Below are 24,030 nucleotides of genomic sequence, written 5' to 3'. Positions count from 1 at the left end.
AAACCTATTTGGTAAAGGCTTTTGATTTTTTATTTTTAAATAGGTTCTCTGTTTAACCATTATAATTGAATTCTCATTATTTCGTTATATGCTTCTAATACCTTGTTTCTAATTTCCACTGTATACTGTAATGCTATATTTGCTTTTTCTTGAGCAATCATAACATCATGGATACTATCAACTTTTCCAGCAGCAAAATCTATAGACATTTGATTAGCTTCTTTTTCAAGTGCGTTAGTTTGATTAACTAAATTCATTGCTGAATTAAAAAAATCTTCAAATACTGTCTTGCCATTGGTTGAATTTGTTTTTTTATCTTGCCCTAATAGACCATTTATTGTTTGCAACGAGGAAACGTTCATCTTTCACCCTCCCTATTCTATATGTATGTTTTTATATTAAGCTAAATTATCTTCCTATCTCGAGAGCTTTCATCGCCATACCTTTACTTGCATTTAATGCTGTCACATTGGCTTCATATGCTCTATTGGCACTAATCATATTCGTCATTTCTTCAACCACATTTACATTAGGCATTAACACATAACCTTCTTCATTAGCATCTGGATGTGTTGGATCATATACTTGCATAAATGGTCGCTCATCTTCAACAATTCTTGAAACTCGTACTCCGTTAGCATTGTACTGATTCATTGTATTATTTAATACATCATTGAATTTATTATTATTTTTCTCTTCAAAGATAACCGTTTTTCTTTTATATGGTTGCCCATTCTCTGTTCTTGTTGTATTTACATTGGCTATATTTTGGGATATTATATCCATTCTAAGCCTTTGCGCTGTTAATCCTGATGCACTGGAGTTTAATGAACTAAAAAAAGACATAAACATCCTCCTTATCTTGATGTGATTGCTGTTTTCATTCTACTAAAATCATGTTTTACTTGTTCTATTAATGTATTATATCTCAATTGGTTTTTACTTAATTCTACCATTTCAACATCTATATCTACGTTATTACCATCTCTTCTAAATTGTAAATTGACTTTATCTTGTACTACTTTAGGCGTTAATTCATTTGCATTTAATCTTCCACTCATTAATGCTTCTCTTAGTTTGTTTTCAAATACAACGTCTTTTCGTTTGTACCCTGGAGTATCAACATTTGCAATGTTTTCAGATATAACCTGATTTCTTAGCCAAGATGCATCAAGCGATTTATTCATTACGTTGACATTACTAAATATTTTCCCATTCATTTACCTTTTCACCTCATACTTGTTATTAAATATATTATAATTTATCTAAAAAATAATTCAAGTATATTATACTAAGCAATTAGACTTAATTCAATTAAATTCGACATAAACCTTTATTATCCAATGGCTGGTCTAAAAATAAAGGTTATTTTTTTCTACAATATTATATATTAATATACACCAAACAGCGTAAATATGCAAGGTTCACCCTATTATACACCAATGGATTATAAAACTATATAATAAAATCATGTATGTTTTGAATTTCAAAAATAGTTCCATTGAATCAAGAATTTTATCACTTTCCATAAAATTTTATGGTTCTATACTACTAATTTACAAAAAAAGTTCTTGCTTTTTTAATAGCAAGAACTTTTCAAATATATTCTTATTTTTAAATTACTTATTTTCTCATTTTATTTAATTCAATTAATAAAACATCGTTAAGAACTTTAATGTAAGTACCTTTCATACCTAATGAACGAGATTCTATTACGCCAGCACTCTCAAACTTTCTTAATGCATTTACTATTACTGAACGCGTTATACCAACACGATCTGCAATTTTACTTGCAACTAAAATACCTTCCGGTCCGTTTAATTCATCAAATATGTGAAGTATAGCTTCAAGTTCCGAGAAAGATAATGTACCAATTGCTGAACTAACAATAGTTGACTTTCTAATCTCTTCATTATTTTCCTCATTAACAGATCTCATAATTTCAAGACCAACAACAGTCGCTCCATATTCACTTAATATTACATCTTCTAAGTCATATGCAGATTCTTGTCTATAAAAAAACAAAGTTCCTAATCTTTCTCCAGCGATATCAATTGGTACGATGATTCCATCATAGGATTCAACATTTGTGAAACCAAGTGTAGATAAATTTACATTTTCTTTAGTTGATAAAATATTCAATAGTCTTTCATTTAATTGTTCATCAATATAATCACCAATGTTATCTTGTAACAATTCATTTATTAAGCCATTGCCATCTCTGTTTTTTAATCCAATGAGTTTTCCTTTTTTACTAATCACCAAGGCGTTAGATGAAAGTATATCACTCATAACTTCACAGATATCGTTAAAAACTACACGTTGAGAACCTGTTCTCTGTAATAATTTGTTTATTTTTCTAGTTTTGTCTAATAATTGTACACTCATTTTTTTGACCTCCTATAAATATGCTTTTGTCTACTTATATTTAGGAATCTCCATAATTAATAATTTTAATACCATTTCTATTTATATTTATAGTTATAAAAATTATTAAATTATGCAAACCCTTTATATAAAATGAAAGGGATTAATAACATTTTATATTTTATCATAATATTGCTAAATTCACAAGCAATTTTGTAAATCTAAAGTTTATTTTATATTTTCTGTTTGATAATTACATTTTTCGTCTACACATACTAACTTCTTGCCTTTTTCAAGTAACACATTTTTACAATTTGGACATTTTTTATCTGTTGGTTTTTGCCATGTCATAAAGTCACATTCTGGGTTATTTTCACAACCAAAGAAACGTCTTCCTTTTTTTGTTTTCTTTATAACAATATCCCCTGTACATTTAGGGCATGTAACACCAATTTTTTCATAATATGGCTTTGTATTTCTACAATCTGGAAATCCAGGACATGCAAGAAATTTTCCATGTCTCCCATAGCGTATTACCATATTTTTACTGCACTCTTCACAAACAATATCCGTTACTTCTTCTTCTAGTTTAATATCTCCAATTTCTTCTTCTGCTTTATCAACTGTGATACTGAACTCTGGATAAAAATCTCTCAAAACTTGTTTCCAGTCAAATAACCCTTCTTCCACTTGATCGAGTTCTTTTTCTAACTTTGCAGTAAAGTTTGTATCCACAATATCTTGAAAATATTCCTTCATAATACTGTTTACAATTTCACCAAGCTCCGTGGGAAATAAAGACTTATTTTCTTTAATAATATATCTTCTTTGAATAATTGTTGTAATAGTTGGGGAGTAAGTACTTGGTCTTCCAATTCCTAATTCTTCTAAAATTTTTACTAAGCTTGCTTCATTATATCTTGGAGGGGGTTGAGTAAAATGCTGTTTACCATCTAATGCTTCATACTTTAATTCAGTTTCTTTAGTAATTACATTTAGAAGGTTATTCTCTTTTTCCTCTTCCTCGTCTAATTTATAAACTTTTAAAAACCCATCAAAAGCCAACGTAGATGTGCTGGTCGTAAACCGATAATCATTGGCATCAATTTTAATTGATGTAGTGATATATTTTGCTGGTTGCATTCTACTTGCAACAAATCTAGTCCAAATTAATTGGTATAGACGATATTGATCTTTTGATAATGATTTTTTTACTTTATCAGGCTCAAAATGGACATATGTTGGTCTTATAGCTTCGTGAGCATCTTGAACTTTCTTTGTAGATTTTTTTTCTTGAACAACTTCTGATAAATAGTGTTCCCCATATTCTAAACGAATATAATCTCTTAGTAAGGAATCTGCCTCTTCAGATATTCTTGTAGAATCTGTACGTAAATAAGTAATTAAACCAACTGTACCTTCACCTTCTACATCAACGCCCTCGTATAATTGCTGAGCAATTCTCATAGTCTTTTGAGTAGAAAAATTTAATTTCTTTGACGCTTCTTGCTGAAGTGTACTAGTTATAAAAGGTACCAAAGTTTTTTTAATTCTTTCACTTTTTCTAATATCTGAAATTTTATATTCTGCATTTTTCAATTCTGTTTCTATTACAAGCAATTCTTCTTGAGTTGATATTTTTATTTTTTCGTTGCCTTTACCATAGAATTTGCAAGAAATGATTTCCTTTTCATTTATCTTTAAAAAGGCTTCTAGTGTCCAGTATTCTTCTGGAATAAAATCATTAATTTCATCTTCTCTGTCACAAATTAATCTTAGAGCTACTGATTGAACTCTACCAGCACTAAGACCTTTTTTAATTTTTTTCCATAGTAATGGACTGATTTTGTATCCAACAATTCTATCCAGTATCCTTCTTGCTTGTTGTGCATCTACTAAATCCATATCTATTTCTCTTGCATCTTTAATAGAGTTTTTTACAGCATTCTTAGTAATCTCATTAAAAGAGATACGACTTGTTTGTTTCCCTTCAAGATTAAGCGCTTTTAATAAATGCCAAGAAATTGCTTCCCCTTCTCTATCAGGGTCAGTTGCAAGAAATACTTTTTGTGCTTTTTTAACTTCTTTTCTTAATTTACTTAGAAGTTCTCCTTTACCACGAATGGTAATATACTTTGGTTCAAAGTCATCTTCTACGTCTACACCAAGTTGACTTTTAGGCAAATCTCTAACATGACCATTGGATGCCTCAACTTTATAATTGCTTCCAAGAAACTTTTTTATGGTTTTGGCTTTGGCAGGAGATTCGACTATTACTAAATATTTTGCCATAGTTACCCTCCACTAAACATTGATGATAAAATACTTGTTTGGTAATTGTTTAATCAAACCTTTAATTTCTAAAATAAATAATAAATGATTCACCTTTTGTATTTCTATCTTTAATTCATTTGCTATTTCGTCAATATATTTAGGTTCTAGGCTCAAACAAGCATACACCATTTTTTCATTTTTATCAAGTAATTTTAATTTATTTTCTATTTTTTCTTCTATTCTCTCATATTTAGGCATGATATATTGAAATTCTTCTAATATATCTTCAATACTTGTTACCATCTTTCCCCCCATTTTTATTATTTCGTTTGTGCCTTCACTTAATTTATCCGTAATTCGACCTGGTAAAGCAAATACTTCTCTCCCTTGTTCAAGGCTTATCTCTGCTGTAATTAAGGACCCACTTTTTTTAGCAGCTTCTATTACTAAAATACCATCTGATAATCCACTTATTATTCTATTCCTTAATGGAAAGTGAGATGGATTAGGCTTAACGTCTAGATTATACTCAGAAATGATTCCACCTTGTTTTTCAACTTCCATAAAAAGGCTTATGTTTTCTTGAGGATAACATATATTTAGTCCATTGCCAAGAACACTGTATGTTTTTCCTTTACCTTCTATTGCTCCCTGATGGGCATAAGCGTCTATACCTCTTGCCAAACCGCTAATTACTTCAACACCAAGATTCGCAAGTTCTCTTGCAAAATATTTAGCCATTTCTTTACCATAGGACGTACATTTCCTAGCACCAACAATTGCTATTTTTAATTTTTTTTCATTGGGTAATATTCCTTTGTTATAAATTCCAAAAGGTGGATCATATATATTTTTTAATTGGGGTGGATACTCTTTATCATCAATGGTTATAAATTTTATATTTCTTTCTTGTAGTCTCTTATATCCTATGTTAATCGATTCTTCGTCTCTTGATTCAATTATTTTTTTTATATCATTGGTTCTAAGTATCGCTACATTTGATAAGTCTTTTTCAGATGCTCTCCAAACACCTTCAGGATCCCCAAAGCAATCAAGTAACTTTGCTGTCTTTTTTTGTCCAATTCCTTTTATATTACACATCCAATACCAATATAAACTTTTATTCATAATAATAATCCCCCAAGTGTCTTTTTATTATTTTTTAAGCTTATGTGATACACTCTTTAATTTAGGCAAACAAAATTCCCATAACTTATAATAATATTTATTTATTACTAGATCAAATTCTCCAATGTATTCTACAAATTCACCATTAAAGCCTTTTTTAAACTTATACAAACCATATAGTGGATTGTTTGGGTCTAAATCACCAGAAACTCCTCTGAAATCATATATTAGGCAGCCCTTGCTCATAGCATATTTAATCATCTCCCACTGCAATAAATAATTAGGCATTAGATTGCGGTAAACATTATCGCTAGCACCATATAAGTAACAAGCTCTTTTGCCTGATAATAGTAAAATTGCACCAGATACAATGATATCATTGGGATTATTCTTTTTTAATTCTAAAAGTTCATTTTTTTGAAGAATTAACTTCTCATTTTTTTCTATTGTATTATCCCTCGTTGTATTTATGGCAGCAAGCTCCTCATTAATATTGTCTAATGCTTTGTTAATATTGTACTTAGCAATAAACAATTTCATTCTGTTTTTATCTCCTAATGTATCATGCATTTTTTCAAAATAACTCAAGGGTCTAGTGATAAAACCGTCTCTATCTCCTGTAACTTTCATAATCCTTGAAAATTCTTTTAAATCATCCTTTTTACCTTGGTGTATTTCTATGCCTTTTCTTTCAGCCAATCTTATGTTATATCTAGTTTTATGATGAAAGTTTTTCAATACATCTAACTCATCACGATTAATATCTAACTCAAAAACAAATCTAGGCTGTGTGCTTTCAAAACCTAATGCACCCTTTTTATATACAAACCCATAATTAATTAATTTATCAATAATCCCTGTGTTATTTATACCACCTTCTATTACTTGTCCCTCTATATTATGTTCACGGTGCTTTATACAAGGATCGATTTTTACGAACATTGCTTTTGTTTTTTTTCCATAACTTTTTAAATGATAAATAAATTTTTCAAGCACTTCTTCATCGGTATAGTCTAGTACAAAACCTCTAGGTGCATATAAAATTGTTTTAAATGTTCCTGGTATTTTTCTTCTTAATAGTAGCGCCCCGGCAATTAGATTTAAGTGTTCATCCACAAGGCCTACTGTTTCATAAGACCAATTATACCAACTTTTAAACTTCCCCCACTCTATTGTTTGAAGTTCATTGCCAATCTCATGACTTTCAATAAATCTATTAAATTTACTTTCTTCTATTTTTGTAACAAATTTCATATTTTTAACCCTCCATAATATTCTCTTTTTAGAGATTTTCTTATAAATATAGGGGATATTTTTATTTCAACTTCATCTCCAATATTTATATCCTTATATGGAAGTGCTACCATGGTAAATTGCATATTGGGTCTACCTATAACCTTTAATGGGTAGCCATTTAAATATATATTACTCTTTTTTCTAATTAATCCTTTTAATATGTCTTTAACTGTGTTGTACATTAGCGATTTGAATCTAATTCCAACCCTTTCTTTTGATATCCCATATCCATCATAAAACCCAATAGGCACAACACCCACAATTAGATTTTCATTGGCTTTATAATCTTGTCCATAACCAATATATTCATTTTTATTTACTTGGCTAATAGATATTATTTTTCCTCTAGTTGTTGCAATTTTTTCAAGGCCAATTTGTTTCTTTGTATTACATGGACCATACAAACAGTTTCCTAATCTTACCATATTATATCTACACTCTACATAATCAATTGCATTTTCTCCATTTGCAATATGGTATAGAAGGGTAAAGTTATTTTCTTTAAATACCTTTATGATTTTTTCAAACCTTTCCCTTTGCTTAACTACAACTCCCTTTTTAGATTTGTATGTCGCTGCAAAATGTGAGAACACCCCCTCTAAAATAGTAAATTGTTCATCATATAGAGTAATAAATTTATATGCTTCATTTCCATCAATCCCAAATCTATTCATTCCTGTATTCACTTTTAGATGGATCTTCATCTTACAATTATTCTTTTTACACCAACTTAATAATTCTTCATATTGACTAATGGCGTTAATTGTCATAGTAAGATTGTTATCATGTAATTCTTTAAAATTCCAACTTGGCCCCATAACCAATATTGGTTTCTTAATCCCTTCTTTTCTTAGTTCAATACCTTCTTCTAATAATCCAACCCCAAAGTAATCAACTTCCTCTTCAAGACACTTTGCTACTTGGTCAGCACCATGTCCATATCCATTAGCCTTTACCACAGCTAATATTTTTATATTTTCATTGTTAATTGAGCTTTTAATCTTATAAAGGTTTTGTTTTAGAATATCTAGATTAACATTTACAACTGCACCCGTCATTGTGCTCACTCCTTAGAATGGATTCAACTAATCTTATTATTTACCATTCTAACCATGTATATTGTTGTTAATCCCAATATTTACGATCCAATGTTCTATATTGTATTGCTTCACTTAAATGATTTACTTTTATATCTTCACTATTTTCTAAGTCAGCTATGGTTCTAGCCACTTTAAGAATTCTATGGTAAGCCCTTGCACTTAAATTTAATGTTTGAAAGGCTTGTTTTACTATTTCTTTTTCTTCTATTCCAAGAACACAGTATTTCTCTATATTACTAATATGTAGATTAGCATTAAAATACCCTTCTCCCTTTGTTTTATTTAGATAACGATTTTTTTGTATTTGTTGAGCTTTTTTAACCCTTTCCTTAATTTCTTTTGAGGTCTCATTTTTTACAAATTCATTCAATTCATTATATTGTATATTAGAAGCTTCAATATGTATGTCTATTCTATCTAATAAGGGCCCACTTATTTTGTTTAAATATCTTCTAATTTGTGGTGGTGTACAACTGCATTTATCAATATTAGGATAATAACCACATGGACAAGGGTTCATTGAGGAAACAAGCATAAAATTTGAAGGGTAAGTTAATGTGGCATTCACTCTAGAAATGGTTACTTGACCGTCTTCTAATGGTTGTCTCATAACCTCTAGAACATTCTTTTGAAATTCAGGTAACTCATCTAAAAAAAGCACACCTAAATGTGCCAAGCTTATTTCACCTGGTTTTGGAATTTTACCTCCGCCAGTTAAAGCCGAATTTGAAAGGGTTACTATATAGGGAATGGTTTTTTAAATAATATAAAATGGTATTTCATCAGCTAAGTTTAAATTAAACTTAGTTTCTATAGCTTTTTTGTTACTTGCAAATACATAAACACTAATAATTAACTTTTTTAGAGTTGCATTATCCAAATTATTCACATCTACACTATCTAATAAATTAATGTATTGCTTATAATTAAACTTTAGCTCTTTTACCTCTTCATCTAAGCGTAATAGTTTATTATGTTTATATTCATTTTCTTTAAGCTGCTTTTGTAATTCATCATTTTGCTTTTGAAATTGTTTTTCATCTATAATTCCTTTTGTTAATAAGTTTAAATTAGTCATTTCTTGCTTATTAATATCCTCTTTTTCCACTAATATCTTTTTAATTTCTTCATCAACATTAGGATTGAATTTAGCCTTAATTACATCCATAATTTTTTCATCAATTTTTTGTTTGTTTTCTTTTAATTCTATAACTTTATTTTTGACGTTTTCAATAATTTCTTTTTCTATAACCATATTATTGTTTTCACATCTACTTTTACCATATCTATCGTTCATCGTACAACGCCACTCATAACCTAAATCTCTACTTGTCCCATCCTTTCTTACATAAGCTTTTCTCTTTTTTCTTCTCAAACCAACACCACATTTAGGACAGACTAATAAGTTGGATAACAAGTGTTTGTTTGAAGGTCTAACTTTATCTTTATGCATTTTCTTTCTCTTAGCTAATTCACGTTGAGTTAATTCCCACACTTCACTATCTATTATTTTAAGTTCTTCTTTGTAATGCACAATCCACTTATCTTCAGGAACTTTCTTTACAGTACCTGAATTAATATCGTCAACATAAGTCATATGAGTACGTTGAACACCCTTATATAATGGATTTTTTAACATAGAGCCTATCTGCTTTGTACTCCATTGTTTACCTAGTTTGGTAGTTACTTTTAAGTCATCATTTAAGTATCTTGCAATGCTCTGATAGCCTGATCCTTTATTGAGATACATATCATAAATTACTTTTACTATTTCACTTTCTTCATTATTAATATGCAAATATCCCTTTACTAAATCATAACCAAATGGATGAACTCCACCTGTCCACTTGCCCTTTTTTTGACTTTCTCTTATTCCAAATTGTACTGCCGCCCCTTTAATTCTACTTTCTTCTTGTGCAGTAATAGTAAACATATTAATAAATAACTCGTGTGATGGATTTAATGATGACAAAGAACCATCTTCAAAAAATACTTCAACATCATATTTTTTTAATTCTTTTAGAACACTACTACCATCTTTTATATATCTTGTAAATCTTTGAACATTTTTTACGTATATTTTATTGAAGTAGCCTTTTTTAGCATCTTCTATCATTTTTTTAAAAGCTTCTCTCTTTTCATAGTCCTTTGCTCCACTCAAGCCTTCGTCTGCATATATACCATATAAGAAAGATTTTTCACCGCTTTTTTTATATAGCATACCGCAATCAGCCACATCTAAATTCTCTTTTTCAAATAGTTTTGTATAATGGTTTTTTTGATTTTCTAATGAATTTAATTGATCTTCACTATTTGTTGATACTCTACAATAAGCAACTACTTTCATTTTTCATCCTCCGTTTAACAATTTATTTATATAGTAACATTATAGGTGGAGATTTTTAGAATTGTCAAGGATTAAAAACGTGTGAGTCAAAACCCACACGTTAACATTATTAAAACAACCCTAATACTTGTATGGTCATTTTAGCTACTTCAACCCCATCTTCTAATGCAATAAGTTTAAAATATTTTCCTATGTCCCCAAAATCAGACGAACCTTTAACCCTTGCAGTATTATTTGTTGTACTCTCAATACTTGCAATGGAATTACTGTTTCCTAAAGGATCAATAGAAAAAGTAAATGTTGTATTTACTGGAATATCATTATTATATTTAGTTGCAGTATATGTAAGTGTTTGATTAAGCCTAAGTTGACTGCTCCCACTTAAAGTATATGTAAAACTATCTTCCATCTCTTCAATAATTACTTTAACTACTACCTCAATACCTTTGTATAAAATAATTATATTAGTCTCACCTTCAGTAATTGCAGTAATTAAACCATTTTCTTGAATAGTACAAACATCTGTATTATCTACTATAAATACTAACTCAGGATTTTCTACAACTTCATTATTTCTTTTAGCTACTATATTTAATTGTAGAGAATCACCTTCGCTAAGATTGATAATACTCCCTTGTTCTACTTCAAGTGTATATGTGACTTGTTCTTCATATTTCCATCTGTCTGCAATTTCATTTTCTTTATCATCGGTAGAACCAAACAAATCTTTTTCACAATGTAAAATTAATAAACCTTGCTTAGTCCTATCAACTCCAACAACTTTCCAAGCACTACCCATTATAATAAACCTTTGTCCAGTATCGACAAAAGTGTCGGTATTAATATAGAGTATTATCTTGCCTGTTTCAAAAGAAAAAATAGTATTAGTCTCAATATCAAAACTAACACTATTTATAATAGAAGAAACTCGCTCAATATTCCCTTCAAAATTAAAGTTAATACTATAATTACACTCTCTGATTCTTGCTCTATTAATTCCTTTATTTCTATCTATTTGACTTATAATAAGATACTTCATATCATTATAAGTAACGATATTACCTGTCTTAATAGAAAATTTAGTTATGATATATTTGTCTGCATAGTAAGTTAATCCATCGCTAACATCTTCAACTATTGCCGATGTGTCCGTATTGTTTACAATAATATTCTCGCTATTTTTCCAGTTCAATCTGTCTAAATTAATAGTGAACACCTCCAAAAAGTAATATCTTCTAAAAGCCTTTTTTCTTTAGATTATTATTTATAGTAGCAAAAACTTCATTCTTTAATTTTTTTCCAAATCGTTCTAATTGAGGCATAATTGATTCATCTACATTACCATTTATCGTTAGTAAACTATCAATATTCATCTCAACTTTAGATCCACCTAGCGATCCATTCTTATTACTTGGATTCCATGGATTTGCATACGCAGGTACAACTGCCTCACCTTTATGTATTAATGCTAAACCATCATTTTTTATTAATGAAGCTCCACTTGCATAAGCTGGTACGCTCATTCCACTAGTAGTATTTGTAGTAGTTTTTGCATTTACTTCAGCTTGACTACTATCTATTTCACTCTTGCTTTTACGCCAAAAGAATAATTTATCTGTCAGCCAACTAATAGTATTAGATACCCAGTTTTTGAGTCCTGTCCATATAGACTTCATTCCTTCCCATATACTATTGAACATATCCTTTCCTATTTGTACAAAAGTACTACCTAGTCCCCTAAACCAAGAAAATAAGTTTGTAAAAATATCCTCAAACCATTGAATTGTAGTATTCCACACAAATTTCAAGCCATCCCACAAACCATTCATAATAGCTTTTGCAAGTGTTTTGAAGGTGTCTATTGCAATTTTAAGTACCAATTTTATTGATTCGATAGCTATCTTAAAGGTATTTTCTATTAACTTCCATATATTCTTGGTGATATTCAGTAAGGCTTGTCCCATTCCTTCCCAGTCACCTTTGAACAATGCAGTAAAAAAGTCAAAAACACCCTTAATTATATTAAGAACACTCTCTATGTTTTCTTTTATTAATCCAAAATACCTTTGAGTAAATTCTAATATGTCTTTTCCCCACTTATCCCAAAATGCAGAAGCCATTTCAATAAATATAGATATTATATTAGTAATACTTTCGATAACTCCTGAGATAGTATCTCTAATACCACCAAACGAATCACTTGTCGATAACTCTAAATCCTGAAATATACTAATAACAAATCTTATCAATTCAATGAACGGATTAAGGATCATACCTATAAAATCTATACTTTTCTCTATGATTCCAACTATTTTAGGCATACTGTCTATGAACCACTTTAAAACATCATTTACCACTGGCATAAACTTTTCGCCTAATTCTTGTACCAATCCACCTACTTGTTTTTTAGCCAAATCCCACTGTACATTGAAGTTACTATCAAAGGCATTACTTGCACTATTAACAGTACCTTCTGCTTCTTGCATAGTTACAATAAAAGCATCTAAATCATTAGTTCCATCTAACACATTAGACATTGCAACACCTGCTCTTGAGCCAAATAATTCTACTGCTTTTTGTGCTCTTTCTGTAGGATCTTCTATAGCCTGGATATCTTTAAGCATTCTTCTAAACTCTTCAGGACTTTCTACTTGTCTAGCTGCATTATTAAAAGCAGATATTGATTGATTTGCATCTAGTCCAGCTTTAGCCATCATGTTCATAAAGCCATTAGTCTCTTCAATGTTTAAACCTAATGCTTTAGCACTTGGAGCAACATCTTGTAATGCTTTCTGTACACTACCTAAGTCAGTTCCAAAATCTTGAGCCGATTTCTTTAACATATCTAATGAACCAACTGACTCTTCAGCCGTTAACCCCCATGCCCTACCGACTTGAGCTATATCCTTTACTACCTTGTCATTCGCTTGTCCTGTTACCTTAGCATAATCCATATAACTCTGTTGGTATTTCCCTATTTCATCTACAGTTAATCCCATAGATTGCTTTAAGGCTTCACTAGTTGCAACTATGTCTTCCATACTATCTGTATTCACCTTATATAAATCTTGTGATAACTTTCTAATAGCCTCAACCTCATCAGCGGTAGCACCTGTAGTTGCTTTAAACTTACTTAGTTCTTCATCAAGTTTATTTGTAGCTTTTACACCACTTGCAACTGTACCTGCTATTGCAGTTCCTACTGCCGCAATACCACCTGCAACTGATATTTTTAACCATTTTGACAAGTTTCCCATTTTATTATTAAGTTGCTTGTCGCTCCTATCTAACCCCTTCATCAATCCACTATCATCTAAATCTATGGGAGCAACATATTTTGCTAATTCTATAGTAGCCATCAATTCACCACCTTATTAATTTAGTAAAAAAAAAGGAATAGCAGATTTCTCCACTATTCCTAACTCTCCTTCATTGTGTTGGATAACCTCGTTTCTCACTCTGAAGAACACATTTTATTTATGTACTTTTGCATAACCTTTTTCACTTCTAATTCTATTCCAATCTGGTTCAGTTTGTTGGTTTAACTCAGCTTGTTGTAGTGCTTTTCTTCCATCTTCTGTTTGCTCTAATTGGAATATCCTTAAATGTTTAAGATATGATAAGAATACTGCATAAGGCATTTCCATTATTTCATTAAATGGTATTCCTATTTCTTTAGAAACGAATACAATATTTTTCATCATTTCAATCTCTGGTTCTTTTCCCCCATTATTGCTAGTAGTATTATTTCCACTTGTAAAATGAGGGATTATTAGTTTGGGTCTTTACTTATATCTCTAATATGCTCCATCATACTTTCAATAATAGCTTTTAAAAATCTCAAATCATCTAAATTTGTATCTATGTAATTCATATCAACAGTTTGGTTTTTGTCTAATGACAAAATATCTAATACCATCGTTTTCATAGTGTTGATAGCTTTTTCATTATCTTCTAATTCACCTATCTCTTGTTGGTATTTTGATAATTTCATTGTAAAAATTGTACTAATATTTCCTGGTATTACAAACTTATCACCATTTGGAACAACGAACTCCAAAGATTCTTTAACCAATACACCTAAATCTATGACTTTTGACATCTTATTTCATCTCCTATTTATCTTTAATTTTTAATTCAGTCGACTAAACTAAAAAGGGGAGTAACTATCCCCTTATTCTACATTTGTAAATGTTTCAATAATCTCTACTAAGTTTCCACTTTTATCAGATAACGCACTGAACTCGTAATTAATAGAAGTTGCATTATCCTTATTAAAATCTAATGAAAAACCATTTACTGATTGTGCCTTAGCAATGTTAACTATCAACTCCCCTGATCCATCTTTCTTTTCATGTAAAAATCTCAAATAGTTTACAGGTAGTTTTGTTTTACCACCTATTTTTACTTTTTTAACTCCTGTAATCTCATCTACATCTATAGATGCAGGTGATAAAACAGCTAAATTATCAATGAGCCACGTCATTATTCCACAGTTAAATGTTACTTCTTCTCTTGTTACAATTCTGTCTATAAGCCCACGATTAGCTGCTTCAATATCTATTATAGTAGGCGTATATGACAATGTCGCACCTGCCTCTATAGCACCTACGTTTTTTAAAGCAGATACAATTTCTTCTTCGCTTGCAGTTTCTGGATTATTTATCTTTCCAAGATATAATTCACCTGATCCAACAACAAATTTTTCTGAATCTTGTTTATGGTAATTACTCATTATTAACACTCTCCTTAATATTTATAATTTTAATAAAAAAAAGATAACTGATCTCCAGTTACCTTCAGGTAGACGAATCTTTCCCCCACCATTTAATACTTGTATATTTCTAATAAAAGTATCTTCATTCTTAATTAGTTTTTCACATCGAACATCATTTAAGTATTTGATTAACTCTTCTTCTATTGAGATAACCTTTTCAACATTTGGACTCTCTATATTAAAAGTGAGTTGATAAGTTTTTATATACTTATCTTCTAAAAGTCTTTCATTAAATACTATAAAATGATCTGCCTTTACTTTTAAAGGTTTTTCAAGATGATATATCGCTTCTTTGTTATCCAACAAGGACAACAGTTTCTCATTTTCAAGTAAATGTTGCCTAAGTAATTTAATCATTCTTGCAACACATCCTTTATTTTTCTCCTTATAGCTTCTAAGTTCATATCACGAGCATCTTCTAAGTATGGATTATCTAAACTATGATAATAAGCATAGTCTACACCATAACTACCGACTTCGCCCTTGATTTTATCCTCTGTTTCTTCAATATTATGTGTCATACTTCTTTTTAAAGTTGCAGTTTTAACGCCCACTAATAACTTAGCATCAGCTTCAATCATCAATAGACTTTCCTCAAGTGCTTTTATTGCCTTTTGTCTCATTTCCTTTTTAACTTCTGCAATCGTTTTTCCTTTAGCCATCTATTAACACCACCATATAATTATCCCATTCCATAATGTGAACAACTGTATAATCATTGTCTTTATATCTAACTAAAGTTCCTAAATTAACTAAGTTACAAGGATCACAAAATATTCTATATTTAACATCTTTTTCAAACTTATACTCGCTGTACGCTAATTCCTTAGAATATGGTTGTACATCTGCTTTAATCGTTTTTACTATAGTTGGTTGCTCGTTTGATTCAGTCCATCTCCCTGAATCATTTAGATAGCCTTCACAATTTAATATATGTACTTTTTTATTGTAAAACATATTTCACTTCCTTCTTGTCACCCTTATCAATAAAGGGCACAAATTACATCATTCTAACTCTTGGTAATGGTAAATTACAAAGAATAGATTTTGGTATACCATCAACATTAGTTTGATTTCTACTACCTTGTGTTTGTTGAACAATACCTAAACTATCTTTATTTTTATAGAAGTAAGACGCCAACTCTACAACAGAATTATTTAATTCCTCTGGAATCTCATCTAACCAAGAATAGTTTTTGATTGCTTTTTCTGCTTTATCTATATACAAATTTAATATAGATTCTTTTACCTCATCTGCTTCTAATTCTAGCAAATCTCTTAATAACTCTAACATTTAACCACCTACTTTTTAGTTGTAGTTGCTTTTGGCTTAGTAGTTGCCACCGACTTAGGTTTAGTTTCTGTCTTTTCAACAACAACTTCATAATCACTATTATTTTTAAGTCTATCTATATGGAATTTGTCAGTGATATTCCATTTCAAGCCTGTTTTTTTATTCTCAAACCACATTAACATCACTTCCTTTCTAAAAATATAGGAGTGCCAATAAGACACCCCTAATTTAAGTCATTTGAACCGACAAATCTAGTTCTTATTTACTGTCATTACAGCTAATGCTTCAGGCTTAATTACTTTAGCACCATAAACTTGTAAACCTTTAACTGCATCCCCAAAACCTTTTTCTGGTCTGTATGCTTCAATTTGGTCTACTTGTTGAGCGAAAGAAATTGCCATTCTGTGACCTGCAATTACTTTGTATTTAGTACTGTTATCATTTGGTAAGTTATTAGAAGTGTAAACTCTCATTCCATTTACATCTCCAATATATCCAGTAGCTAATACACTAGAATCTTTTGTAAATCTTGGGTCTTTTTGTAATAAACCATAGAAAAACTCAGGTACTACAACAAATCTATCTTGTTTAGGTACATTGTTTTCAGATAACATAACTCCTAAATCTACTAAATAGTCATAAGCATTATCCTTAGTAGGTACAATTGGAGTTGTATCATTACCGATTGTATTACCTGCTTTAACTTCTGTATAAAGACTTGCTATGTATTGATCCATTACATCAGCCATTCCATAAGCTGCTTCTTTCATTGCACCATCTAATAAATTAACATTAGCTTGTGCTTGGTCTACATCGTGTACCACAAAATTAAAGAAGTCTTGTTCCGTAATTTCTAATTTCATTTGGCTAGCATCTAATTCTTCTGGTGTACCTACTCCATTTTGCTTATCATATTTTCCAATGGTAATAGCACCAATAGTATTAATGTTAACTGTAGAACCTTGCCCTTTAATTTCTCCTTCATAATCTGTATTTACTACATTTCCAAATACTAAAGACTTCTTTAAACTTTCATTTAATCTTGCACTCCAAATAGTTGGTATAAATTTTGTTACTCCCATAAATATTCACCTTTACCTTTCAATTTTTATTATTAGTTTTTAACTTTCTTTAACGTCTAAGTTATAAAAGACATAAAAAAAAGAACTACTTATTTTGTAGTACTCTTTGAACTGCTTCCCAATTTTTATTAATTTCCTCTTGAGACATACTTTCAATTTGTTCTAATGTTAGAGCTTTCTCACTTCCACTTGCAGGAGGTGTATATGTATCTTTTCCAATTCTTTTCTTTACCTCTTCCTGAATATAACCATCTAAAATACTCTCTAACTTTTCAATATTTACAATAGTTGATTCTTCATCTGAACCAATTAAGAAGTCTACCATATCTAAAGGAATCTTCTTTTCATTAGCAATTTTTATTGCTTTATTAGTGATAGTTTCTCTTTGTTTTTCCTGTTTCATTTTTTCAATTTCTACTTGCAACTTTTGTAATTCTACATCTTTAGGATCAGCCTCAGGGAATCTCTTTTTAATCTCTTCATCTAACAATTTTTCTAAATTATTAGCTTTCCAAGTTTCTAACCCCTTACTAAAATGCTTATCCAGTTTAGGTTGTAATACCTTTTTACCTTCTTCATTATCCAAGAAGCTTTCTACTCCATCGGATGTTATAAAACCTCCAATATAGCTTTTAACTTCTTCATTATCTTTGTTTGTTTCAATAAATTCTTGTACTTGTTCTAAGTTTAATTCCATTATTAATTCTCCTTCCGCCCTTACTGTACAAGCCAATAAGTGCTATACATAATTTTATTTTAACCAAGCCATTTTTGGCTTAGTTGATTTATTTATTCAATACTATTACTTCTTTTCCAATCCTCAAAGTTACTAGGATAATCAATGTTTTGCTTAGATAGATTATCTCTTTTTTTAGTTGGATTCCAACCTTCTACAATTGGTATATAAGCCGACCGACATTGTATATGTGTATCATCAGGTATTTTAGGATGAGGCTCATCTTTTCGATAAACAGTTCCATGAAGCCCCTGACACAATTCAGTGGTACGATCATCAAGCGTAGCATCAAAAAGTAATGATTGTACTGAATCACTATCTTGATATATTTGCTCTTGTGCTTCCGATTGGACTCTTGCAGTCTCATTTCTAATAAGTCTATAACTATTATAATAGTCAGATCCCAAGTCCTTAGATAATTTCCTGCTTAATTTTTCTACACTTGTTCCACTTTGCATATGATTAATTAAATCTCGTCTTAACCTCTGCATCATAACCTCTTTATTTAACCATATTCTGTCACTATACATATAGCCCTCTATAGGAACATTGATAGCTCTTTCAATAAATTCTGGTCTAAGCACTCTATAATTAACACCTAGCTCTATTCCTTTATCTAACGTGTATGCAGTTTTATAGTAGGAATGTTTATATGTAGTTGTTAATAATGCAGTTACTAAGCCAACTTCTAATAATCCTATACGCCTAGCCTCTCTTTCAAGTACTTTATCTAGTCTATTCATTTCATTTATGAGTTGGGCATTACTTATATTAAGTTCGCCATCATCATCTGAATACTTAGTATAAACTTGTAATACTATTGCACGTATATCAGCTAGTGACTTTTTATATTCCCTAGCCAATCTTTTAATATCTTTTTCTGCAATTTTTTCTGTATCACGTTTTATATTAAGTATTTCTCTTTCTAACCTAGTCATTGTCCTCACCTAGCTCTTCATTGCCTATTTTTAGTTTGTCAAGTTCAATAGAATACTCCATCTCTTGCTCTTTGCGTTTCTTTTCCATAAGTAAAGATGGATTTTCTGCAAAAGAGAATAATTCCATTAATGTTTCGTGTGGGAATATGTCTTTTAACTTAGAGACTGCGTCCGATAATCCCACAATATCGTTTGGAATATTTGGCGTATATCGAATATGTATATCTTTATATGAGTAATCCTTGTTTTCAGTTAGTTTTAAAAACTGGAATAAAAACTTTACTCTAGTAGTCACACAATTAATCAAACTATCTGCAACATCATTACAACGTAACTCACAAGCTAGAAGCCTATTCCTTAATGCGTGTCCGCTTAAATTACTATGAAGTTCTTGATTCAAATCTGGACTATTTCCCATTTGGTGAATATCATCTAGTATTCTTTCAATCATATTTTTAACATGTTGATCTTGAACATTCTGTACCAAAAATTCAGCCTTTCCATCGTGAGGTAATACAATAATACCTAACTCACGTATTTCTTTGGCTTGTTCTTCACCGATATCTACACCAGTAAACACAAGGTATGCTTGTCTTAAATCACTTAACATATTGATTTGGTCTGAAACTAGTTGGTTATAACTATCGTTTAATATTTTTATTTTGTTATATATAGTTTGTTTAATAGTACATACCCCAACTGGAACAGTTCTAAACATATGTTCTTTTTCACTTATAAAAATTAAATCTTCATTATCTACAAATTTGTATTGAGTAATTTTATCATTATCATATACATCAATAAATTTTTCATTTGTAAATCTAGTACTCCACATATGAATAAACAACTCAACTTCTCCCTTTTCATTTCTTAAACAAAAAGAGTTAGTTGGATTAAGTATTCTACTGCAAAATTCTAGGTCATTGTTTACATAAAAAAGTTCATAACTCTCACCATAAATCTCTGCTTCAAGTAAAACTTGTTGGTCATGTTTCTTATTCCAATGTGCAAGATTATAATCTATAGCATTAATCTCTTCTTTATCACCTTTTTTAGATATATACGTCAAATCATTTCCAACTGTATATATTACCTCTTGATCACAAAATAACTGTATAAAATTTTTAATAACTTTTAAGTTATTTCTCTTTGACATTTCAGGATAATTGTAAAGAATGTCATGCTTATAATCGTAATAATCTCGCATCTTTGTATATCTAGGTAATTCCTTTTTATGCTCTTTTAAGCACAATAATATTAAATCTTGTTGTGTCAAATTTAACACCTCCTATAATCCTAATAAAGCTCTGTTTAGTAACTTTATTTTTCTACTTTCGCCCCTAATTTCTTCTACCGCATACCTAAGTGCATCAATTCCATGATTATATTTATCAATTGGCTTATTAAAATAAATTCCATTTTTATCTTTTTGCCAAGTATAATTTTGTAATTCTTCTGCTATATGTACACATTTTGAATGGACTATAATTTCAAACTGTTGCAAGAACTGTATACCATTAAGTATAGAGTCATTTCCTTTCTTTGCACCTCTAATTCTTGGTACACCATAACTTCTTATCTCCTCAATACTTTTAGGTTCTGAACTATCCCCAATAATAACTTCCTTACCATATCCCATATTAATTATGGTATCTGCTAGTTGGTTATTAAGCATACCTCTTTGTTGGAACTCATCAAATATATATAACTTCTTGTTTTCTTCATCTGCTAATACACACACCAGTGCCGAGGCATCGTTGGTGTATCCAAAATCGATTCCGAATAAAGCTTTAATGTTTGGGTTTTCTCTTATTAATTGAAGATAATCAAAGTCATCTATTTTCCAATTTGTAAAGATCAACTTGTCTAATGTAGCAAACTCACCAAGTGCATAAATTTTATAATATGTATAGTCCGTTTCCTTCATTTTTTCCAATGTTTGAATATAATCATCAGGAAGAAACCTATTATCTTTATATGTAGTATGTAATAACATCGTTGTTTTAGGATCTAGTTCTCTACAATGCCAATAATCATATACCCAATTACTTTTAGAGACTGGATTGTACATCAAGTGTATTTGATTATATGGATTCTTTGAACGTAACCTTAAATTAAGTTGACTAAAATCCTCTTGAGTTAACTCTGTAGCTTCCTCTATAACAATATCATCAATGTTAGTTATTGATTTTATTTTCTCTGGATCATCCAGTGGTTTAAAAATAAATTGACTACCATTAGGAAATGTAATACTTAATACCGTTTCCCTAAATTCTACTTGCTCATAGAGTTCCCAATCAGATATTACAGACTTGAATAATGCATAGATAGATTCTCTAAGTGTGCTTCCTATTTTACGAACTACTAAGCATTTTCTATTAGGATATTTTAAATATTTATATATCATTTTTTGTACAACAAAATGTGATTTACCTGATCCACCACCACCATAATAGACATTGAAACGCTTGTCATATTCTTGTAGATGAGGATAATACACATCGTTGAATATTCTTTTTTTAACCTGAACTTTAATACTATCACCCCTTACTTTGTTCCCTTGGTATTTGGATGGAAGTAAATAAATTGTGACTACTAAGCCACTTTCCCTACCAATTTAGAATGTACCCCTACCCTAACTCAGGGTATAAAAAAAGAACAGTTCTCACTGTCCTATAAATTAACCATATTATAAGCATCCTGAATAACTTCTCTTGTTATTCCAATATACTTTAATGTCATTGCTTGAGTTGAATGATTAAATATTTTCTGTAATGTTTCAAGTTTGACATTGTTTATATACCTATGGTAGCCAAAAGTTTTTCTGAGGGAATGTGTACCATAGTTCCCCTTGATTTTCAACTCTCTAACTAGGGTATTGATTATCTTATGTAATGACCTAACCTGTAAATGATCATCACCCTTGCGACTTTTAAATATATAATCCCCCATCAATACACCCTCTTGGGTATTTAAGTATAGTCTTAGGGCATCCTTAGCCGATTTATTTAAGTCAAACGCTTTATTTTTATCTGTCTTTTCTTCCTTAATATAAACAGTATCTTTTATTGTATTACCTTCCAATACATCTTCCCACTTTAAACTCAATAAATCTCCTGCTCTTAAACCTACATTAATACCTACTGTAAATATTGTATAGTCCCTTTTGTTGTCTTTACCTTTTAAGTACTGTTTAATTTTCTCTATATCTTTTATGTTCTTTAATGGTTCAACTTCGTTAGGTATTTTGTTCATTATAACCCCTCCTATTAATACTACTTTATATTAATAATAATATCATTAAGTAGTATTTAAGTCAAGGCTATTAATATATTATTGTCAATAAAACTTTGTTAGTCTAGTCATAGCAAGGATTACAAGGATTTTATCCAATACTACTAAATTCATTTAAGTAGTATTCACCATCAAATTTTTATTTTATAGCTCTTCACTATTAGAATCATCATCTATAATATCAACGATAATTTCTTTATTGGTATTAACAACTTCCTGCTTGTCAACCCATCCGTACAGGTTCTTCAGAGAAAAAATTCCCCCTGTGGCTTTACTTCTATTATATAATCTTTCTTCATACTCCATTTCAATATATCTTTTGGTGTCTTTTATCAAGTCCACATACCTACGTCTCTCTTCACTATCTAACCTTTGTAACCAATCATTTTCTTCGGCTTTCTCATAGTTTTGTATAGTTTGTTTACTACAACCTAACCACCATGCCAATCCAGTTACAGTTATATGCTTGTCATTCTTTTTAGTCCACTCGAAATACTCTTGTATATACTGCTCTAACTCTTCAGGACTTCCCCACTTTAAAGGTTTCCCTCCACCATTGCCTTGATTCCCTTTCTTAGCCATTATCTCACTTCCTTTCTTATATTTCTAATCTTCTCATACACTTCTCTAGGCACAATTAATACCCTCGCACCACCTAAAAACAACACTTTTTCATCTCTGCCAATAGGTATAATCCCACTATCCGTATTAACTCTGTCCAATTTACCATTTTTGTCTTCTCTAAATATCATTAATTCCATAATAACCTCCTAAATATGAGCATTAAAAAAGACACTCTATTAATGAGTGCCTATACTTACTTATATTTTATTTCCACTGCAACTTCTTTTATTAAATCTGGTATTACATCTAGGCTTCTAGTCTGCATAACTACTTCTTGCTCGATACATCCAATTTTACGATCAATATTTTCTAGTAATTCAATAACCTTACTTTCAAATTCAGTCATATTCACACCACCCCTTGTACTAATATATAAGAAAAGCTGTGAATTTATGCAATATAATATTGTTTCAGGACTTAAAAAAGATACTCTATTAAGTGCCTAGTTGGTATAGTCTTCCGTTTTTTCATCACAAACTAAAATTATATTGTTTTTCGAATCTACAATCCTTTGATTAATGGTGTAAATAGAGTAAAATTTTTCTTTATGCTCAACAAACTTCTCTATTTCTGTATTATTTCTAAAAGTATTTTGGGTTTCTTCTGAAAATAAATCCATATTAAGAAGTATTTTTTCTGATATAATAAAAACTTGGTTATTATGTTTAGATATATACTTCCAATCAATATTTTTAATATCTAACATTTTCTCACCTCCCATCAAAATAATTCTACAACAAGAGATGATATATTTCAATAATTTACAAAATTCT

Annotated in this window: 30 protein-coding genes; all 30 read right to left on the bottom strand. The window is 30.1% G+C overall.

Translation table 11 applies throughout. From position 1 onward, the window contains the following. Nucleotides 1-59: 59 nt before the first annotated feature. The 30 genes from fliE to EDC18_RS04600 all read right to left on the bottom strand — a co-directional run bounded on the left by fliE (nucleotide 60) and on the right by EDC18_RS04600 (nucleotide 23,963). Nucleotides 60-362 (bottom strand): flagellar hook-basal body complex protein FliE, encoded by a 303-nt coding sequence (gene fliE, locus EDC18_RS04735; RefSeq protein ID WP_132250799.1) that lies wholly within the window; start codon nucleotides 360-362, stop codon nucleotides 60-62. A gap of 46 nt (nucleotides 363-408) precedes the next feature. Beyond that, entirely contained in the window at nucleotides 409-846 is a 438-nt protein-coding gene (gene flgC, locus EDC18_RS04730; RefSeq protein WP_132250797.1) for a flagellar basal body rod protein FlgC, read from the bottom strand. An 11-nt stretch (nucleotides 847-857) separates the two neighbouring features. After that, nucleotides 858-1,220 (bottom strand): flagellar basal body rod protein FlgB, encoded by a 363-nt coding sequence (flgB, locus tag EDC18_RS04725; protein WP_132250795.1) that lies wholly within the window; start codon nucleotides 1,218-1,220, stop codon nucleotides 858-860. Between the two features lie 403 nt (nucleotides 1,221-1,623). Continuing rightward, on the bottom strand, nucleotides 1,624-2,388 hold the full coding sequence (codY, locus tag EDC18_RS04720) for a GTP-sensing pleiotropic transcriptional regulator CodY (RefSeq protein WP_132250793.1): 765 nt from the start codon (nucleotides 2,386-2,388) through the stop codon (nucleotides 1,624-1,626). A gap of 207 nt (nucleotides 2,389-2,595) precedes the next feature. After that, entirely contained in the window at nucleotides 2,596-4,659 is a 2,064-nt protein-coding gene (gene topA / locus EDC18_RS04715) for a type I DNA topoisomerase (protein ID WP_132250791.1), read from the bottom strand. A gap of 12 nt (nucleotides 4,660-4,671) precedes the next feature. After that, nucleotides 4,672-5,769, bottom strand: coding sequence for a DNA-processing protein DprA (gene dprA / locus EDC18_RS04710; protein ID WP_132250789.1), 1,098 nt, complete (start codon nucleotides 5,767-5,769; stop codon nucleotides 4,672-4,674). Nucleotides 5,770-5,796: 27 nt separating this feature from the next. Further along, nucleotides 5,797-7,023, bottom strand: a complete 1,227-nt coding sequence (locus EDC18_RS04705; protein ID WP_132250787.1) for a lipid II:glycine glycyltransferase FemX — start codon at nucleotides 7,021-7,023, stop codon at nucleotides 5,797-5,799. Next, the gene (alr, locus tag EDC18_RS04700) at nucleotides 7,020-8,123 is read right to left on the bottom strand and encodes an alanine racemase (RefSeq protein WP_132250785.1); all 1,104 of its coding nucleotides are present in this window, start codon (nucleotides 8,121-8,123) and stop codon (nucleotides 7,020-7,022) included. The genes EDC18_RS04705 and alr overlap by 4 nt, the downstream gene beginning before the upstream one ends. Before the next feature lie 67 nt (nucleotides 8,124-8,190). Beyond that, a complete protein-coding gene (locus tag EDC18_RS04695) occupies nucleotides 8,191-8,907 on the bottom strand; it encodes an ATP-binding protein (protein WP_279230903.1) in 717 nt (238 codons plus the stop codon). A gap of 15 nt (nucleotides 8,908-8,922) precedes the next feature. Next, nucleotides 8,923-10,512, bottom strand: coding sequence for a recombinase family protein (locus EDC18_RS04690; RefSeq protein ID WP_132250781.1), 1,590 nt, complete (start codon nucleotides 10,510-10,512; stop codon nucleotides 8,923-8,925). Between the two features lie 109 nt (nucleotides 10,513-10,621). Beyond that, nucleotides 10,622-11,728: a hypothetical protein gene (locus tag EDC18_RS04685; protein WP_503487620.1), complete on the bottom strand. Its 1,107-nt coding sequence runs from the start codon at nucleotides 11,726-11,728 to the stop codon at nucleotides 10,622-10,624. A 19-nt stretch (nucleotides 11,729-11,747) separates the two neighbouring features. Next, complete coding sequence (locus EDC18_RS04680; RefSeq protein ID WP_132250778.1) at nucleotides 11,748-13,871, bottom strand: phage tail tape measure protein; 2,124 nt, start codon at nucleotides 13,869-13,871, stop codon at nucleotides 11,748-11,750. A gap of 114 nt (nucleotides 13,872-13,985) precedes the next feature. Further along, the gene (locus EDC18_RS04675; protein WP_132250776.1) at nucleotides 13,986-14,216 is read right to left on the bottom strand and encodes a hypothetical protein; all 231 of its coding nucleotides are present in this window, start codon (nucleotides 14,214-14,216) and stop codon (nucleotides 13,986-13,988) included. Between the two features lie 68 nt (nucleotides 14,217-14,284). After that, complete coding sequence (locus tag EDC18_RS04670) at nucleotides 14,285-14,614, bottom strand: hypothetical protein (protein ID WP_132250774.1); 330 nt, start codon at nucleotides 14,612-14,614, stop codon at nucleotides 14,285-14,287. Nucleotides 14,615-14,686: 72 nt separating this feature from the next. Then, on the bottom strand, nucleotides 14,687-15,247 hold the full coding sequence (locus tag EDC18_RS04665; RefSeq protein ID WP_132250772.1) for a hypothetical protein: 561 nt from the start codon (nucleotides 15,245-15,247) through the stop codon (nucleotides 14,687-14,689). A 21-nt stretch (nucleotides 15,248-15,268) separates the two neighbouring features. Next, the gene (locus tag EDC18_RS04660; RefSeq protein WP_132250770.1) at nucleotides 15,269-15,646 is read right to left on the bottom strand and encodes a hypothetical protein; all 378 of its coding nucleotides are present in this window, start codon (nucleotides 15,644-15,646) and stop codon (nucleotides 15,269-15,271) included. Beyond that, nucleotides 15,643-15,951 (bottom strand): hypothetical protein, encoded by a 309-nt coding sequence (locus tag EDC18_RS04655; RefSeq protein WP_132250768.1) that lies wholly within the window; start codon nucleotides 15,949-15,951, stop codon nucleotides 15,643-15,645. The genes EDC18_RS04660 and EDC18_RS04655 overlap by 4 nt, the downstream gene beginning before the upstream one ends. Further along, entirely contained in the window at nucleotides 15,944-16,246 is a 303-nt protein-coding gene (locus tag EDC18_RS04650; RefSeq protein WP_132250766.1) for a hypothetical protein, read from the bottom strand. The genes EDC18_RS04655 and EDC18_RS04650 overlap by 8 nt, the downstream gene beginning before the upstream one ends. A gap of 43 nt (nucleotides 16,247-16,289) precedes the next feature. Continuing rightward, nucleotides 16,290-16,583: a phage head-tail connector protein gene (locus EDC18_RS04645; RefSeq protein WP_132250764.1), complete on the bottom strand. Its 294-nt coding sequence runs from the start codon at nucleotides 16,581-16,583 to the stop codon at nucleotides 16,290-16,292. Between the two features lie 8 nt (nucleotides 16,584-16,591). Further along, on the bottom strand, nucleotides 16,592-16,759 hold the full coding sequence (locus EDC18_RS14525) for a hypothetical protein (RefSeq protein WP_165878481.1): 168 nt from the start codon (nucleotides 16,757-16,759) through the stop codon (nucleotides 16,592-16,594). Nucleotides 16,760-16,834: 75 nt separating this feature from the next. Next, nucleotides 16,835-17,665, bottom strand: a complete 831-nt coding sequence (locus EDC18_RS04640) for a phage major capsid protein (RefSeq protein WP_132250762.1) — start codon at nucleotides 17,663-17,665, stop codon at nucleotides 16,835-16,837. Between the two features lie 85 nt (nucleotides 17,666-17,750). Continuing rightward, nucleotides 17,751-18,362 carry a DUF4355 domain-containing protein gene (locus EDC18_RS04635; protein WP_132250760.1) on the bottom strand — a complete coding sequence of 204 codons (612 nt, stop codon included), beginning with the start codon at nucleotides 18,360-18,362 and terminating at the stop codon, nucleotides 17,751-17,753. A 92-nt stretch (nucleotides 18,363-18,454) separates the two neighbouring features. Beyond that, the gene (locus EDC18_RS04630; protein WP_132250758.1) at nucleotides 18,455-19,339 is read right to left on the bottom strand and encodes a minor capsid protein; all 885 of its coding nucleotides are present in this window, start codon (nucleotides 19,337-19,339) and stop codon (nucleotides 18,455-18,457) included. Further along, the gene (locus EDC18_RS04625; RefSeq protein ID WP_132250756.1) at nucleotides 19,332-20,615 is read right to left on the bottom strand and encodes a phage portal protein; all 1,284 of its coding nucleotides are present in this window, start codon (nucleotides 20,613-20,615) and stop codon (nucleotides 19,332-19,334) included. Before EDC18_RS04625 ends, EDC18_RS04630 begins: the two co-directional genes overlap by 8 nt. A gap of 12 nt (nucleotides 20,616-20,627) precedes the next feature. Further along, the gene (locus EDC18_RS04620; protein ID WP_243115057.1) at nucleotides 20,628-21,839 is read right to left on the bottom strand and encodes a PBSX family phage terminase large subunit; all 1,212 of its coding nucleotides are present in this window, start codon (nucleotides 21,837-21,839) and stop codon (nucleotides 20,628-20,630) included. A 173-nt stretch (nucleotides 21,840-22,012) separates the two neighbouring features. Then, nucleotides 22,013-22,594, bottom strand: coding sequence for a tyrosine-type recombinase/integrase (locus EDC18_RS04615; RefSeq protein WP_132250752.1), 582 nt, complete (start codon nucleotides 22,592-22,594; stop codon nucleotides 22,013-22,015). A gap of 183 nt (nucleotides 22,595-22,777) precedes the next feature. After that, nucleotides 22,778-23,215, bottom strand: a complete 438-nt coding sequence (locus tag EDC18_RS04610; RefSeq protein ID WP_132250750.1) for a terminase small subunit — start codon at nucleotides 23,213-23,215, stop codon at nucleotides 22,778-22,780. Next, a complete protein-coding gene (locus tag EDC18_RS04605) occupies nucleotides 23,215-23,394 on the bottom strand; it encodes a hypothetical protein (RefSeq protein WP_132250748.1) in 180 nt (59 codons plus the stop codon). The genes EDC18_RS04610 and EDC18_RS04605 overlap by 1 nt, the downstream gene beginning before the upstream one ends. A 56-nt stretch (nucleotides 23,395-23,450) precedes the next feature. Continuing rightward, nucleotides 23,451-23,603, bottom strand: a complete 153-nt coding sequence (locus EDC18_RS14520) for a hypothetical protein (RefSeq protein ID WP_165878480.1) — start codon at nucleotides 23,601-23,603, stop codon at nucleotides 23,451-23,453. A gap of 96 nt (nucleotides 23,604-23,699) precedes the next feature. Continuing rightward, a complete protein-coding gene (locus EDC18_RS04600) occupies nucleotides 23,700-23,963 on the bottom strand; it encodes a hypothetical protein (protein WP_132250746.1) in 264 nt (87 codons plus the stop codon). Nucleotides 23,964-24,030 lie beyond the last annotated feature (67 nt).

This window comes from Natranaerovirga pectinivora, assembly GCF_004342165.1.
GTDB classification, from domain to species: Bacteria; Bacillota; Clostridia; order Lachnospirales; family DSM-24629; genus Natranaerovirga; species Natranaerovirga pectinivora.
Note: the sequence above shows the minus strand (reverse complement) of the source record. Positions and strands in the feature narration are given on the sequence as shown.